Origin of the sequence: Pseudochrobactrum albidum (assembly GCF_051851455.1) — a bacterium.
Classification (GTDB): Bacteria; Pseudomonadota; Alphaproteobacteria; order Rhizobiales; family Rhizobiaceae; genus Pseudochrobactrum.
The window spans coordinates 1-15775 of the sequence record NZ_JBPVTR010000008.1; the positions used below are offsets into that span (position 1 = coordinate 1).

Below are 15775 nucleotides of genomic sequence, written 5' to 3' on the forward strand. Positions count from 1 at the left end.
GGGATGGACGTATCTCTGGTGGACCTGTTGTCGCGCCAGCGGCATAGCAGGGTAGCTATATACGGACTAGATAACCGCTGAAGGCATCTAAGCGGGAAACTAACCTTAAAACAAGTATTCCCTATCAGAGCCGTGGAAGACCACCACGTCGATAGGCCGGAGGTGAAAGTGCAGCAATGCATGAAGCTGACCGGTACTAATAGCTCGAGCGACTTGATTGTTCTCATTATCAATATCCATCATTTTGACTTGAACAAAGTTCAAGTCAAAATCATCTTTCTTTGTCCTCACGGCTGAGCGCAGCTAAAGCTGCTAGCCTGCGGACAGCGCGGCGCATCAGCGCCGGCACACAGGCGTGTGCTTAAAGATGAAACTGCACCTGATAAGGGCTTCAAATAACCATATGGCCATTCCGCCGGTCGTTCAGCGCGACCGCGCAACGCTTCACAAAGTGAAGAAAAGCCTGCGCCAAAATAACAGCCCAAAATTCCAGCTTCTTAATTTATCTTATGCGCTTTGCCGACCTGGTGGTTATGGCGGAGCGGCTGCACCCGATCCCATTCCGAACTCGGCCGTGAAACGCTCCAGCGCCAATGGTACTTCGTCTTAAGACGCGGGAGAGTAGGTCGCTGCCAGGTCTGCTAAACGCATAAAATAAAAAAATCTTCTCTGAATAAATGAAACGCACTTAAGCGGTAAAATATCAAAATATTACAAAAAGCCCCGATCATTTCTGATCGGGGCTTTTTAGCGTTTTGAAATAAATTAGGCATTGAATATTAAGTTTTGATAAAGAGGGCAGGCATGTCAGATCTAGCCAGCTTGTGTGCTAGCTAAACTAGAAAGTGTCGGAATCCCACAGTTTAAAAGAAACTGATAGGTTTCATCATAAAATTCAGGTGGGCGTGTCGGATCATCTGTTGCTCCTTGAGGTACGAAGATTACCATGCCTTGTCGTGCGCGCGTCAATAAAACGCGATATGCATTGAGAAGATACAATTTTCGTTGTTCTGCTTTAATTTTTTGCCATTTGCTACCACGGAAATCATAGCTTTTCCATGTGTCAGACTTGAATCTTAAATTGGCATCCCAGCACATTCCAATCCAATCGAGCTCCAATCCTTGTACATCGAATTCCGTTGCAACTTCTTCCATATAATAAGACGAGCGTATATCTTGTTTATCATTTAGAAACCACGTTGCGGGATCTATTTTGGCTTTTATGTGTATGCCCTCAGCGCGCAATCTATGTGCTCCTGAAGATGCCACGAGCCCATAGCGTTCAGTTCCACGACTTATGTTCTTTAACCAGCATCGTGCAGTGTTCAAATCTCGCGTCACCCATAAAGGATAGTTGTTATTTAGTGATTTGAATTGCTGTGCTGCTTCTTGTGAATCTCCATCTAATATGCTGCCGATAAATGACGAAAGCCGTTCTGCCCGAAAGGAGCGTATCGAGACTGAAAGATGTAAATCTTGATGCTTATGGATTGTTGGGATTTGAAGAAGTTTTATAGCTTCGGTCGAGATCGTGTAATGGTGATCTTTTAAAACATTCGATGCATGAATGTGCCAATGGGGGAATTTATTATTTAAGGCGTTTAACCATTCTGCAATGCCGGCTTCTCCTGTGTTTATTTCTTGCCCTCCGCCAATTAAGCAAACAATGACGCACCAATCATCATGTCTGTCCATAACGCTGATTAAGAACTCGGGTTCAGATTGATTAAAGCCTATTATTCCTTTTTTAGTTTGCATGAATTTAGAAGTGTGTTCTTGCGTCCACGCTCGCTGGGCCTCATCAAAAACTACAACCTTTTCAAATGGTTGCCTTTGATCACGCACATATTCATCTCGAAAATGATGAATATTCTGAATGAACTGCCGGACGGCTCTTTATGAATCTTTTTTTGTGCAGCCGCTTCGTTTTGATTGATCTCGCGCTAAAGCTTCACGTAAGACATCGACTAATGGACCATTGCCAGAGAGAAAGACGGCATGTTCGTCTTTATAATTTTCTGCTCGTTTGGTAGCGATATTTAATCCTGCAAGTGTTTTTCCAGCTCCTGGGACACCGGTTATAAAACAGATTGATTTTATTTTTCTAACTTTTGCGTCATCAATTATTGCATTGATGCGATCAGAGGTTGTTTGCAGATTTTTAGCGCTAGCATCTGAGCGAGATATGTCTTGTACATTGTGATTTTGATACAGTGCTTGCGCAGCTTCAATAATTGTTGGTGTAGGTTTGTAACCAGCATTCATCCATGTGGTTATATGAACTGCAGGGAAATTATGCTTTTGAAGGATGGTAATGAGTAGTTTTTTTAAATCTTTCTTCCCAACTAGAATTGGCGTGGCCACATTATCAGAAGCCCAAACGCAGTCTTCTAAATTAGATATGCTAATGGCATTGGTTGCAATTAATATCGGAACTATCGGCAGGTCATGACTACCAGAATGAAAATTTTTGAGATCAAGGGCATAGTCATGTGTCTGATCAATGGCATAATTGTCGAATGTAGAAGAACCAACCTTAAATTCTAAAATGAATAATACCCCTTTTATAAGGAGGGCGCAGTCAGCCCTTTTACCCATCCTTGGAATAAAAAGCTCAAAGAAGATATATCCATCTTTAATGTCTATTAATTGGTGTTTGAGTATTTCAATTTGCTCTAACCAGGCATGTTTTTGCTGATGCTCAAGTGCATGATCATGCGCTCGCGTCAAAGTGCCAATAATAGCATCGGCTTTATCATTTATAAATTCTTCGATTGTAGATGAATAATATGCTAACATATTGATATAATATCTTTAGTGATGTGTTATATTATATCAATTGGATTTAAATTTAAAAATCAACCTAATTATTCACGCCATATAAATAATTCTTTTACCATTACTCAAAATGACAATGTTGTGGAAAAGAGATGGGGCAACAACTGAATAGTAGTTGAAGCGCTTTTCTATCGCTTTTTAAAGTTGCGCGGCTTCAGCCAATGCTTCAAATGGCAACATGATAGAGCCGTGACGGCTGGGGAAAGTGCGTGCGGCTGCAAACATTTCAAGAGCCTGCCAGCCTGCCGGAAAAGTTACATCCTCACCTTGCAAAAGCCTGCGCAACATGGCGGCAATTTCTTCTACGGCTTTAAAATTTTGATCGATCGCTGCCTGAACCACAATTGCCGTGGCGGCCATGCCAAGTGTGCAAGCACGCGTCCGCCAGCCAAGTTCATGGATATAAGCGCCATCGCGGCGGATATCAATGGTAACAGAACTGCCGCAAACAGGGCTCGTCCGGGTGACGCTGATATCCGCCGGAACGAGCCTTTTATCAGCGCGAATTTTGGCAGCCATTTCCCGTAATTCACGCTGATAGAGTGCGTTAAGATCCGCATCCGCGGTCATACGTCTGTATCATCCTCCATTTGCCGGCCGAGTACGGACAGGAATTGCAATACGAAATAAAGACCGCGTCGCACATCTTCGTTTCCTGCCACGCGCAAAAGACCGAAAAGCGAAGGTATCTGAGCATTGGCGGTTTGTGCAGAGGCATAGCGCGCGGCATTGCCGAGCGACCAGGCGGCTCCAATGCTTTCCTCATATGCCTTCATCAGTTTTTGAACCATGGCATCGTCAAACATATCGACACCATCAGATGCCAGTGATGCCAGATCAACCAGGTTATGCAAACGGCGACCTTGCAAAAGAGGCGCCAGCTTTTCCATTAATTCGATCAGGCCACGTTCGGTTGCTTCGTCCATGCTGGCAATAGTCTTCGACGCTTCAGCGGCGAGAGCCTTTTTGGACGTATCCGTCATGGATTCGCTCATTGTTGTTCTCCTCGATGCTGATGTTAGATTATGCCGCGCGCGACAGACCAGTAGATACCGCGGTTAAAGGCCTTGCGTAGCAAACCGCCTACTTTGGTTGGCGGGGTCGGATGGACGTCTTCGTCATAGTCGTACCAAAGAGGCATACCCGCTTCGAGCCCCATTTGTGCCACAGCCTGCACTTTGCCATCATATTCATCCACAGTGCGGCCAAGGCGGATATCGCCGGCGATATTATTGGTAATTACCGGACACTGGTTGTGACATGACCCGCCTGCCTTTGAGATTGGCAGATCAACCGTGTCACCCATAATATAGGCGTTTGGATAGCCCTCAAGTTGCAGGGTTTTACGGTCGGTCGGCAGCCAGCCCTCATTGTTGGGCGCTTGTGAAATTCCGCTTTCCAGCACGGCATCAACGGCACGGATGGGCGGTGTGCACATGAGAAGGTCGAATGCTTCTTCTTTGCCTTCTTCTGAACGGGCAATTTTCTTGCCCGGATCTACCGATTCAAGTGTGAAACCCCGCTGATATTTAATCCCTTTAGCATCAAATACCGGTGGTAATACTTCACAGACTTCTTGTTGTAAGAACAAGCAGTTACGCAGGAGTTGCGAAACGGTTGGATAAGTATAGACAATTTCGCACTGATCACGCACACCCTTGCGGCGCAGATATTCATCCACCATCAGCGTGGTTTCCATTGGCGCAATGCCGCATTGATGCGGCACATTAGGCGTTTTTGGGAAGTTGACGGTGATAAAGATGCGGCCTTTTTCAAAATTTCTCAGTTTTTCAGCCAGTTGTCGCGCCGGAGCATATTGGTAGAAATAATCGCCTGCTTTAGTCAGTCCCGGAATACGTTCCGGCGCGGGCAGGCAGCCTGTTGATACGACAATATAATCATAGCCGATGGTTTTGCCGCTGGCGGTTTTTACTTTTGATCCGGCAAAATCGAATTGCACGACTTTATCAACATTGAACTCGATTTCAGGGCGCAGAAGCGTGCGTTGTTTACGGCGTAACTCACCTTCAAAAAACATGTCAAAGGCGACATACATGAAGGCAGGCTTGTAATAATGCCAAGGTGAATCTGAAAGCAGGGATACCTTGACCTTTCCGCTGGTGATTTCAGAATACATTTTGGCAACGATACTATTGGCGGTCATAGTGCCGCCAATACCGCCACCAACGACGAGTATATGTTTGGTCAAATTTATTCTCCCTCCAACCCTTATTCTCCACCCTTGAATGAGTGTGTTTGTTTTTTATAACTTCATGATACAAAGAAGGAGGGGGACTGCAATATGAGGTTTCCATTATGGAAATATTGACATGGAAATATTGACGGGTGTGAAGCAGTGCAGGGTTTGGGGTGATGCAAGAACAAGAGATCAGAGCTATTGTTCAGACGCAGATTATCGAGTGTTTGAATCGTTTTTATGCAATTGAAACGGGTATGTGGGGTACGCCTTTAGATGCTTTGATTGTGCGTACGGTTATCACCGGAAAAGTGCAGGGGCGGCTATATGATTTGTCTTCCTTGTCGAACACGCTGGGGCTGGCGATATCAACCACGCATCGCAAAGTTGATGAATTGGAAAAGGCTGGTTTTCTCCAGCGCGAAAAGCGCGGGCGGTCGATCTATCTGATGCCGACAAGCAAAGCCTGTGTGGAGCTTGATAAATCTTTTGAGGAAATGATTGGCACCCTTCAGCGACTTTATCGCAGCCAGCGCTGGCAAGAAAAAATAGGCCATTGAAGCAGGTATTTTATTTTATATTCACGATGGTGGCATGCCAAGATCGCGGGCGGCAAGATCCAGCATTTTATTGGAACTGATGCGGGCACGCTCCTTATCGCGCAACCGTATGGCTTCAATTAGTTTCAGATGTTCAGAGATAGCCTCATCGCGGTTTGTGACTGCATCATTAGATGTGTAAAGCGTATAGCGTAATGCGGCTTCAATAATTCCGCCAAGCTGACGGAAGACCTGATTATGACTTGCCCGTAATAATGCAATGTGAAAATCGACATCGCCTTGTGTGAAGGCCTCGATATCACTGCCTGCTTCATTCATTTGGTTCCAGGCTAGTTCCAGTGCAGCAATATCCATGGCCGATGCGCGCTGTGTTGCCAGTTCTGCGGCCACGGGTTCAATCGCACGGCGGGCTTCCAAAACGCAAAGCAATAGATCAAGATCGACAATTCGTGGCCCCAGCCAGTCCAATACTTGTTGATCCAACAGGTTCCATTCATCCTGCTCGCAAACAACTGTTCCGATACGCGGTTTACCACGCACCAGCCCTTTCGATTCGAGCGTTTTGATCGTTTCTCGAATAACTGTACGGCTTACGCTATATTCTTCACACAGATCATTTTCACGCGGTAACATCGAACCGGGCTTAAAACGACCGTTGAGAATGTCTACGGCTAACATCGCTGTGATGTTTTTTTGTACCCTTGGTCGTGTTGCGCGGGGAGGAACATATAGGCTCTGCTCGGACATTTCGGTTATAGTTCTTCTTTCGTATTAATAAGGACACGCATCTATAGTCATAAAGTTTGGCAAATGCGAGCTGCAAGGCATAGTACCATTTAATTTTGTATAATGAACAATTTTAAATCATCATACAAGAGATGTTGACTGGTACGATGAATTGTTTTAGCGTAATTGCGATGACTGACATCGGCGTCATGCAAGGCTGAGGGAGCTTGGGGTGACGTGAAATCTTTGGGAGGAAAGATATGCGTTTTTTAAAGACAGTCGCTTTCGCCGGAATGACGGCCGGCATATTTTTTGCTGCGGCTATCGGAACATCTGCGGTTTATGCGGCAGATGTGAAAATTGGCTTTGTTGTAAAGCAGCCGGAAGAACCCTGGTTTCAGGATGAGTGGAAATTTGCCGATATAGCGGCAAAGGAAAAAGGTTTCACTCTGGTAAAAATCGGTGCTGAAGATGGCGAGAAGGTGCAGTCTGCGCTGGATAATTTAGCTGCACAAGGTGCTACTGGTGTGATTATTTGTACGCCGGATGTGAAGCTTGGGCCGGGTATTGTCGCCAAGGCTGCGGCTAATGGTCTGAAACTGATGACGGTTGATGATCGTTTGGTCGGGGCGGATGGCAAGCCGCTGGAAGATGTCGTGCATATGGGAATTTCCGCCACCAAGATCGGTGAGGAGGTAGGTCGCGCGATCAGTGAAGAAGTTAAAAAGCGTGGCTGGGACTGGAAAGATGTCGGTGCTATTCGTGTCTCCTATGATCAATTGCCGACTGCCGTTGACCGTGTTGAAGGTGCGCTTTCAGTTATGAAGGAAAACGGGTTGCCGGAAGCCAATATTTTTGCGGCGCCACAGGCAAAAACGGATACGGAAGCTGCCTTGAATGCATCTACGGTTGTGCTCAATAAAAATGCGGATATCAAATATTGGGTTGCAGTCGGGCTGAATGATGAAACTGTGCTTGGTGCAGTGCGTGCAACTGAAAGTGTTGGCATCCCGTCAGAAAATGTGGTGGCGGTTGGCATTGGCGGTTCTGAATCTGCGATTAATGAGTTTAAAAAACCAAATCCGACTGGTTTCTATGGCACTGTAATCATCTCGCCAAAGCGTCATGGTTATGAGACGGCTATGAATATGTATTCTTGGCTAACCGATGGCAAAGAGCCTGAAAAGCTCATTCTGACATCTGGTCAGCTTGCTTTGCGTGATAATTATGCGCAAGTACGCAAGGAACTTGGTCTGGAGTAATCATGCTGAGAGCCGGAGCATAAGGCTCTGGCCTCTTTTTCTCAGAAAAACATTATTTATGTGGCGTGACCACTGCTGAGAGACAGGTGCAGCATGGCTGATTTTTTGACTTTTAAAAATATTTCAAAATTTTATCCCGGCGTTAAGGCGTTGACGGATGTGTCTTTTGGGGTTGCCAAAGGCGCGGTTCATGGATTGATGGGGGAAAATGGTGCGGGTAAATCCACACTCATCCGTATTCTTTCTGGCGATCAACAGCCCAATAGCGGCGAGATCATTATTGATGGTGTGGTGCAAAAATATGCATCGGTACGGGATGCTTTCCATTCCGGAGTAATTGTTGTTCATCAGGAATTGCAATTGGTGCCGGAATTGAGCGTTGCAGAAAATTTGTGGCTTGGGCGCTTTCCTGCAAAAGTCGGCATTATTCATATTAAAACATTGGTGCGTGTTGTTGGCGAAAAATTGCGGATGATCGGCATTGATATCGATCCTGCCGCCAAAGTTGCGCAGCTTTCCATCGGTGAACGGCAGATGGTGGAAATCGCCAAAGCAGTCATGCTGGACGCACGTATTATTGCACTTGATGAGCCGACGTCATCTTTATCATCACGAGAGAGTGAGATTCTGTTTAGCTTGATCGGCCGTTTAAAAGCCGAGGGTAAAATTATTCTCTATATCTCGCATCGTTTAGATGAGATTTTTAGGCTTTGCGATGGTCTGACCGTGTTGCGTGACGGCAGATTGGCTGCTCATCATCCAAAGCTTGAGAACGTCACCCGTGATCAGATTATTTCTGAGATGGTGGGACGCGAAATCAATGATATTTGGGGATGGCGCGGACGCGATATTCATAAAAACGTGTTGCTGAAAGTGGAAAATATCAGCGGAAGCAAATTGCCTAATCCTGTGAATTTTAAGGTGCATGCCGGTGAAATTTTAGGTTTTTTTGGCCTGATCGGCGCCGGACGTTCTGAGATGAGCCGTTTGATTTATGGTGCTGATTACCGGCGCAGTGGCATGATCGAGGTTGAAGGGGTTGCTGTGGCTGCTAATGATCCGCGCAGTTCCATTCGTGCCGGTATTGTCCTTTGTCCTGAAGACCGCAAGTTTGACGGCATTGTTCAGGGACGTTCGATTGAAGAAAATATCGCTATTTCTGCTCGCAGGCATTTTTCCCCATGGGGCTTGATCCGTACGAAAAAAGAGGCGGAACTGGCCGAAACCTATATCGGAAAATTACGGATACGCACGCCGTCACGTAAACAAAATATTGTTAATCTTTCCGGCGGCAATCAGCAGAAAGTTATTCTTGGCCGCTGGCTTGCGGAGCAGAACATCAAGGTGTTGATTATTGACGAACCGACGCGCGGTATTGATGTGGGCGCCAAGGCCGAGATTTATGAAATTCTTTATCAACTTGCTGAAAGCGGTATGGCGATTGTTGTCATCTCCAGTGAATTGCCTGAAGTCATGGGTATATCAGATCGGATTATGGTGATGTGCGAGGGACGGATTGCTGCCCAATTCAAGCGTGCAGATTTTAACGACCGTGACATTCTCACGGCGGCATTGCCGGATAAGACCGTTACTGAAACGGCAGCCGGATCATTACAAAAGGTATCTTGAACGATGGTCTCAGTTAAAAAGATTTTGCTTGGTGAGCAAGGGCTTGTGGTAATTTTTTTGCTGGCTTTTGCGGTGGTGGCACTGTCAGTTCCTAATTTCTTGACTGAGCGCAATATGCTGGGTCTTCTGCAATCGGTGGTGACTATCGGCATTGTTGCCTGCACGATGATGTTTTGTCTTGCATCGCGTGATTTTGATCTTTCTGTCGGTTCCACTGTCGCCTTTACCGGCATGATTGCGGTGATGGTTTCCAATGCGACCGGTTCGATTTTTCTTGGATTATTGGCTGCGTTGGCAGGCGGTTTTATTGTAGGACTGTTTAATGGCGTTGTGATTGCGAAATTTCGTATCAATGCATTGATCACCACATTGGCGACAATGCAGATTGTGCGTGGTTTGGCGCTGATTTCCAGTGATGGCCGTGCAGTTGGCATTAATGATCCGTCATTTTATCAACTGGCATTATCAAAGTTTTTAGGCATTCCTACACCGATTTGGGTGATGGGGCTGTTATTTGTAATTTTTGGATTTGTGCTCAATCGTACGGTGTTTGGCAAGAATACATTGGCGATCGGCGGTAATCCGGAAGCATCTCGTCTGGCCGGCGTGAATGTAGATTCAATGCGCATCTGGATTTTCGCCTTACAGGGGCTGGTGTGCGGTATTGCCGGTATCTTGCTGGCATCACGTATTACATCTGGTCAACCCAATGCGGCAACAGGCCTGGAACTGTCGGTTATTTCGGCCTGTGTTCTTGGCGGCGTTTCGTTAGCTGGCGGTCGTGCTGCGATGTTGGGTGTGATCGTTGGTGTGCTGATTATGGGCATTGCCGAGAATGTGATGAACTTGCTCAATATTCAGGCATTTTACCAATATGTCGTGCGGGGTTGTATTCTCCTCATTGCAGTGCTTCTGGATAATCTGCGCTCGAATATGATCGGCTTTAGAGGGTAAATGGCGATGGATGATGCTGTTTACGCATTGGTTGATTGGGGAACAAGTAGTTTTCGCCTGTGGCTGACGGATGCGCAAGGTCATGTATTGGCGGAAAGCCGCAGTGAAGAAGGAATGATGCATTGCCGCTCAACAGGTTTTGCACCAGTGCTGGAAAAACACTTGCACAAGCTGGAAGCAAAACCGGATTTGCCGGTTATGATCTGCGGTATGGCCGGTGCACGACAGGGCTGGGCGGAAGCTCCCTATATTAACCTGCCTGCTGTGCTTGATGATCTGGCAGATCATGCGTTTAAGCTGGATAATCAGGCACGCGATATTCGCATCCTTCCCGGATTGGCACAGCATAATGCATCGGCAGCCAATGTGATGCGTGGTGAGGAAACCCAGCTTGCAGGTATCGCCGCATCGATGCCCAATGGGCTGATATGTATGCCTGGTACCCATAGCAAATGGATGAAGCTGGAAAATGGTGTTGTCACGCAGTTTGCAACTTTTATGACCGGTGAGCTTTTTGCCGTGCTGTCGCAGCATTCCATTCTTAGCTATGCGGTGGATATGACTGTGTCTTTTGATGAAAACAGTCCTGCTTTTTTACGTGCCGCTGCAAAAGCATGCGTTGAACCGGCGCGGATGGCCGAAGATATTTTTACTATTCGCGCAGCCCAATTGCTTGGCTTTGAAGCGCAATCTGAAGGGCAGGCTCATCTTTCAGGTCTCTTGATTGGCGCTGAGGGGGGGAGGGCAAAACAGCTTTATGGCATTGGCGCAATCGGGCTGGTTGCTTCAGGAAAGCTTAGCCGCTTGTATCAATCTGTACTGGAAAAAGTTGGTTTCACCATCACTGTACTGGATGGTGAAATTGCAGTTCGGCGGGGATTATTTGCGGCAGCTGTCAGATCGTGGCCGGTAGCAGGTCATGCGCAAAGGAGAGCATAATGTCATTAATTGCCTGGCCGAATTTGCAACGCTCATTGGTAGCAATCATTCGCGGTATTCGTAATGATGAAGTTGAACCGGTACTTGAAGCACTGATTACCGAAGGATTTGAGATTATTGAAATTCCGCTGAACTCGCCTCAGCCATGGGTTTCTATTGAGCGCGCGGTGAAATTATTTGGCGATAAAGTGCTGATCGGTGCGGGAACTGTTCTGACAACACGGGATGTCCAACGGTTGGCAGATATTGGCGGGCGGATTATGGTGAGCCCCAATACGGACGCCGATATTATCCGCCATGCTACCGCTTGCGGGCTGATTACTATGCCCGGCTGTTATACGGCGAGTGAAGCTCTTCTGGCATTGCAAAGTGGCGCTTCTGCGTTGAAGTTTTTTCCAGCCGGTACCATTGGTCCTTCCGGCATTGCAGCGATTAAAACCATTTTGCCAAAAGATACGGTTGTTGGCGCTGTCGGCGGTGTTTCAGATCAAAGTTTCGGAGATTACGCCCGTGTGGGGGTGCGAGTCTTTGGTATTGGTTCCAGCCTTTATAAGCCGGGGGATAGTGCGCAAGCTGTGCGCAAAAAAGCCCGGCTGACAATCACAGCTTATGATGAGGTGTTTGCTCATAACGAAGTGCGTGGTGACAGGCATGGCTGAGATTTTGGCGTTGGCAGCATTAAATGTGCCCTTGTGCAAGCTGGGGGAGGGGCCGGTTTATGATGCGCATACTAAAACGGTCTGGTGGTTTGATATTTTGCAAGCCAAACTCTGCGAATATCAGTTTCAAGGCGGAGTGAGCAGGCAGCATGATCTGCCTTTTGCTGCGAGTGCACTTGCGCGGGTGGACGACCAGCGCCAACTGCTCTTCACAGAGCGAGGCCTGTATCTGCGCGAGATAGCAACCGGTGATTTGGTTCTGCATTACGCAATTGAAGCGGATAATAAGCTAACCCGCTCTAATGATGCACGGGTGCATCCATCGGGTGCATTTTGGCTTGGCACAATGGGCTGGCAGGCCGAACAGGGCGCTGGTTCAATTTATTGGTATTATAAAGGCGAGTTGCGCAGGCTCTATGAGAATATTACGATCAGCAATGCGATCTGTTTTTCGCTGGATGGTCGTATGGGTTACTTTGCCGATACCGCTTTACGTCAGGTGATGCGCGTGCCGCTTAATCCTCACAATGGCCTGCCGGCCGGTAATCCGGAATTGTTTCTTAATGACTTTCCGGCAGGCAGTCCTGATGGTGCGGTTGTTGATGCGCAAGGCAATTTTTGGGTTGCACTGTGGGGCGGCTCGCGGGTCGCCGGATATGCACCGGATGGCAATCTTTTACAAACCATATCTTTGCCGGTTTCTCAGCCAAGTTGTCCGGCCTTTATCGGGGAAACGGCCAGCCAGATGCTGGTGACATCCGCATGGGTCGGGTTGGATGATGTGGTGCGTCAACAGGAGCCTGCAGGAGCAACATTTGTCATTGATCTGCCGTTCGAAGGCAGATTTGAGCCTGATGTCAAACTTATTTGACAGGAGGCTGTCATGAGCATCATCACTTTGAAAACACAACAATTGGAAGCGCATATTGCTGGTCAAGGTGGCACAGTTCATGGCCTTTGGTGGTGCAACCGGCGGCATCGTATTCCTTTGTTGCGCGAGGCTAAACATGTTGATGCCGACCCAGTTGAAACCGGTGGTTTTCCGCTCATTCCTTTTGGAAATCGTATTGCACAAAATTTTTTTAGTTTTGAGGGATGTGATTATCAGTTTTGTGCCAACACACAGGATGATCCGCTCTATATTCACGGCGAAGGCTGGCAAGCACTTTGGCAGATTGCTGAAAAATTAGATGACAGGCTTGTATTGCGCTTAACGCATGACAAAGCAGGGGCGGCTTTTATCTTTGATGCGGAACAAAGATTTACATTGGATGAAGCAGGCTTCAGCCTTTTTATGCGCGTGACGAATAAAGGGAATAAAGCCATGCCGTTTGGTCTTGGCTGGCATCCCTATTTTCATTTGACCGAACAAACACAATTACAGCTCAACGCAAAGACAATGTGGACGCAAGGTGCGGGTTATTTGCCTGAAAAGCGTGTGAATATTCCTGATGACTTAAATTTCAGCAGCACAAAACAACTTCCCGGTTTTTGGGTGAATAACGGGTTTGAGGGCTGGGATGGTAAAGCCATGATTGTCTGGCCGGAATATAATACAACTCTGATTATAAAAGCGGATCCGCTATTTGATCGGTTCTTCCTTTATATGCCGCACGGGGTGCCGGCATCGCAATTTCGCGCGGATTATTTTTGTCTGGAGCCGATGTCTCATATGGCCGGAGACCATGGTCGTGATGACTATGGCGGCCTGAAAATATTGCAGCCGGGAGAAAGCCTGTCTGGAACCATTTGTTTGCAGCCGGAGCAAACCAGAGCAGCTTAGCGTTTTCGCGGAAGACTGAGCTGCGCTAAATATCAGGTCTATAAAAGGATAATAACATGAAAATTACCAAGCTGACGACTTATATTGTGCCACCGCGCTGGTTGTTTGTAAAAGTTGAAACCGATGAGGGGATTTCCGGCTGGGGAGAGCCGATTGTTGAAGGCCGTGCACTGACTGTTGAGAAAGCGGTACATGAATTAGCTGATTATCTGATTGGCAAAGATCCTTTCCTGATCGAAGACCATTGGAATGTCATGTATCGTGGCGGGTTTTATCGTGGCGGCGCCATACATATGAGTGCCATTGCCGGTATTGATCAAGCCTTGTGGGATATTAAAGGTAAGGCGCTGAATGTGCCGGTGCACCAGCTGCTTGGCGGCCAGTGCCGTGAGCGGATAAAAGTCTATTCATGGATCGGTGGTGACCGGCCGTCCGATGTGGCGCGTAATGCTAAGGAAATGGTGGCACGGGGCTTTACAGCATTGAAGCTCAATGGTGCGGAAGAATTGCAGATCGTTGACAGCTACGCCAAGATTGATGCAATTGTTGAGACGATCGGCACAGTGCGTGATGCGGTTGGTCCGCATATTGGCATTGGCGCGGATTTTCATGGTCGCGTGCATCGTCCAATGGCTAAGGTGCTAGCTAAAGCGCTCGATCCGTTTCGGCTCATGTTTATTGAAGAGCCGGTTTTATCGGAGAATTATGAAGCACTGAAAGAGATTGCTAATCATACTTCTACGCCGATTGCTTTGGGCGAACGTCTTTATTCGCGCTGGGATTTCAAGAAAATTCTCTCTGGTGGTTATGTGGATATTGTCCAGCCTGATCTATCCCATGCCGGTGGGATTACTGAATGTCGCAAGATTGCTTCAATGGCTGAAGCCTATGATATTGCGCTGGCACCGCATTGTCCGTTAGGGCCGATTGCACTGGCGGCCTGTCTGCAAATTGATGCGGTAAGCTATAATGCGTTTATTCAGGAGCAGAGCCTGAATATCCATTATAATCAGGATAACGATATTCTGGATTATATCACTAATCGCGATGTTTTTGATTACAAAGACGGTTTTGTAACTATTCCGCAAGGCGCAGGATTGGGGGTTGATGTTGATGAGGCCTATGTGATTGAACGAGCCAAAATCGGTCATCGCTGGCGCAATCCGGTGTGGCGTCATGAAGACGGCAGTTTCGCAGAGTGGTAATTTAGGCGCTCAAAAAGGATAATATCATGGTTGATCGTCTTATTGGCAAACGTATTGTTGTTACCGGTGCGGCTCAAGGTATCGGACTTGCAATTGCACAATGTTTTGGCCGCGAGGGGGCTGCGCTTTTCCTGATCGATACGGACGGGGAACTATTGCAAAAAGAAGCATTGGCCTTGCGGGAAAGCGGTGTGACCGTTGGTTTTATTCAAGCGGATATTTCTGACGCCACAGCGATTGAAAATGCGTTTATGCAGGCAGATGCGGAAATCGGGCAGATTAATGCGCTGGTCAATAATGCCGGTATCAATGTTTTTAATAAACCGCTGGAGATGGATGAAGAGGCGTGGAACCGCTGCTTTGATGTTAATCTGAAAGGAGCATGGAATTGTTGTAAGGCTGTGCTGCCGCGTATGATTGAGCAGGGGGGGCGGCGTTATTCTTAATATTGTCTCTACCCATTCTTTCACGATTATCCCGCATACATTTCCTTATCCGTTGGCGAAACATGCATTGCTGGGCATGACCAAATCTCTGGGGCTTGAATATGCGCCGCAGCAAATACGTGTGAATGCTATTGCTCCGGGTTATGTATTGACGCAAAAGAATGTGGATTACTGGAACAGTTTTCCTGATCCGGAGGCGGCAAAAGCTGAGACTATGCGGTTGCATCCGGGCGGACGCATCGCCAGCACACAGGAGATTGCAATGGCGGCAGTGTTTATGATTTCAGATGAATGCCCGTTTATGACCGCAACCTGTTTGACGATTGATGGCGGCTTGAGTGTCTTGCAACATGCGGTTTAGAAATTATGCAGGAGAGAATGTTCGTTTGCTGCATAGCGCAGTTATTGTTTTGTAGAGCTTTTACCGCTCCTGTTTCGCTAAGCTCAGGACTCATTGATTTAGCCAGAAGATGACGGTTGCAGCGATGCAGATGGCGGAGAAGAAGGTGTGCGCGCATCGGTCGTAGCGAGTATGGATGCGTCGCCAGTCTTTGAGTTTTCCGAACATATTCTCAAT

The 15775-nt window shown here is 47.3% G+C and carries 14 protein-coding genes, 2 rRNA genes and 2 pseudogenes; 12 read left to right on the top strand and 6 right to left on the bottom strand.

Translation table 11 applies throughout. From position 1 onward, the window contains the following. Both ACSTTO_RS00300 and rrf read left to right on the top strand, forming a co-directional pair. Positions 1-221 (top strand): 23S ribosomal RNA (locus ACSTTO_RS00300); the annotation flags it as partial. Positions 222-523: 302 nt separating this feature from the next. Next, positions 524-638: ribosomal RNA gene (gene rrf / locus ACSTTO_RS00305) — 5S ribosomal RNA — on the top strand. A gap of 175 nt (positions 639-813) precedes the next feature. On the opposite strand, the pseudogene ACSTTO_RS00310 reads toward rrf, so the two are convergent. From ACSTTO_RS00310 to ACSTTO_RS00325, 4 genes and pseudogenes are all read right to left on the bottom strand, one after another. Next, positions 814-2799: pseudogene (locus tag ACSTTO_RS00310) on the bottom strand (DUF2075 domain-containing protein). Positions 2800-2976: 177 nt separating this feature from the next. After that, positions 2977-3408, bottom strand: a complete 432-nt coding sequence (locus ACSTTO_RS00315) for an iron-sulfur cluster assembly scaffold protein (RefSeq protein WP_439271129.1) — start codon at positions 3406-3408, stop codon at positions 2977-2979. After that, positions 3405-3833: a DUF1641 domain-containing protein gene (locus ACSTTO_RS00320; RefSeq protein WP_439271130.1), complete on the bottom strand. Its 429-nt coding sequence runs from the start codon at positions 3831-3833 to the stop codon at positions 3405-3407. The genes ACSTTO_RS00315 and ACSTTO_RS00320 overlap by 4 nt, the downstream gene beginning before the upstream one ends. A 23-nt stretch (positions 3834-3856) precedes the next feature. Next, positions 3857-5047: an NAD(P)/FAD-dependent oxidoreductase gene (locus ACSTTO_RS00325; protein WP_439271131.1), complete on the bottom strand. Its 1191-nt coding sequence runs from the start codon at positions 5045-5047 to the stop codon at positions 3857-3859. Between the two features lie 164 nt (positions 5048-5211). Here ACSTTO_RS00325 and ACSTTO_RS00330 point away from each other — a divergent pair, with 164 nt between their 5' ends. Then, entirely contained in the window at positions 5212-5595 is a 384-nt protein-coding gene (locus tag ACSTTO_RS00330; protein WP_439271132.1) for a hypothetical protein, read from the top strand. A 21-nt stretch (positions 5596-5616) separates the two neighbouring features. On the opposite strand, the gene ACSTTO_RS00335 is transcribed toward ACSTTO_RS00330, so the two are convergent. Next, positions 5617-6342: a FadR/GntR family transcriptional regulator gene (locus tag ACSTTO_RS00335; protein ID WP_439271133.1), complete on the bottom strand. Its 726-nt coding sequence runs from the start codon at positions 6340-6342 to the stop codon at positions 5617-5619. A gap of 239 nt (positions 6343-6581) precedes the next feature. Between ACSTTO_RS00335 and ACSTTO_RS00340 the strand changes: the two genes are divergently transcribed. From ACSTTO_RS00340 to ACSTTO_RS00380, 9 genes and pseudogenes are all read left to right on the top strand, one after another. Further along, positions 6582-7583 (top strand): arabinose ABC transporter substrate-binding protein, encoded by a 1002-nt coding sequence (locus tag ACSTTO_RS00340; RefSeq protein WP_439271134.1) that lies wholly within the window; start codon positions 6582-6584, stop codon positions 7581-7583. 93 nt (positions 7584-7676) lie between these two features. Next, positions 7677-9212: an L-arabinose ABC transporter ATP-binding protein AraG gene (araG, locus tag ACSTTO_RS00345; protein ID WP_439271135.1), complete on the top strand. Its 1536-nt coding sequence runs from the start codon at positions 7677-7679 to the stop codon at positions 9210-9212. Positions 9213-9215: 3 nt separating this feature from the next. After that, positions 9216-10166, top strand: a complete 951-nt coding sequence (gene araH, locus ACSTTO_RS00350; protein WP_439271136.1) for an L-arabinose ABC transporter permease AraH — start codon at positions 9216-9218, stop codon at positions 10164-10166. A gap of 6 nt (positions 10167-10172) precedes the next feature. Continuing rightward, positions 10173-11105, top strand: a complete 933-nt coding sequence (locus ACSTTO_RS00355) for a 2-dehydro-3-deoxygalactonokinase (protein ID WP_439271137.1) — start codon at positions 10173-10175, stop codon at positions 11103-11105. Next, positions 11105-11764: a 2-dehydro-3-deoxy-6-phosphogalactonate aldolase gene (locus ACSTTO_RS00360; protein WP_439271138.1), complete on the top strand. Its 660-nt coding sequence runs from the start codon at positions 11105-11107 to the stop codon at positions 11762-11764. The genes ACSTTO_RS00355 and ACSTTO_RS00360 overlap by 1 nt, the downstream gene beginning before the upstream one ends. Further along, positions 11757-12635: an SMP-30/gluconolactonase/LRE family protein gene (locus tag ACSTTO_RS00365; protein ID WP_439271139.1), complete on the top strand. Its 879-nt coding sequence runs from the start codon at positions 11757-11759 to the stop codon at positions 12633-12635. Before ACSTTO_RS00360 ends, ACSTTO_RS00365 begins: the two co-directional genes overlap by 8 nt. Positions 12636-12647: 12 nt before the next feature. Continuing rightward, the gene (locus ACSTTO_RS00370) at positions 12648-13547 is read left to right on the top strand and encodes an aldose 1-epimerase (RefSeq protein WP_439271140.1); all 900 of its coding nucleotides are present in this window, start codon (positions 12648-12650) and stop codon (positions 13545-13547) included. A 56-nt stretch (positions 13548-13603) separates the two neighbouring features. Beyond that, positions 13604-14752 (top strand): galactonate dehydratase, encoded by a 1149-nt coding sequence (gene dgoD / locus ACSTTO_RS00375; RefSeq protein ID WP_439271141.1) that lies wholly within the window; start codon positions 13604-13606, stop codon positions 14750-14752. A 26-nt stretch (positions 14753-14778) separates the two neighbouring features. Then, positions 14779-15559, top strand: a pseudogene (locus ACSTTO_RS00380) (SDR family oxidoreductase). 90 nt (positions 15560-15649) lie between these two features. Here ACSTTO_RS00380 and ACSTTO_RS00385 read toward each other — a convergent pair. Beyond that, a partial coding sequence (locus tag ACSTTO_RS00385) for a transposase (RefSeq protein WP_439271086.1) occupies positions 15650-15775 on the bottom strand: 126 nt, incomplete at its 5' end.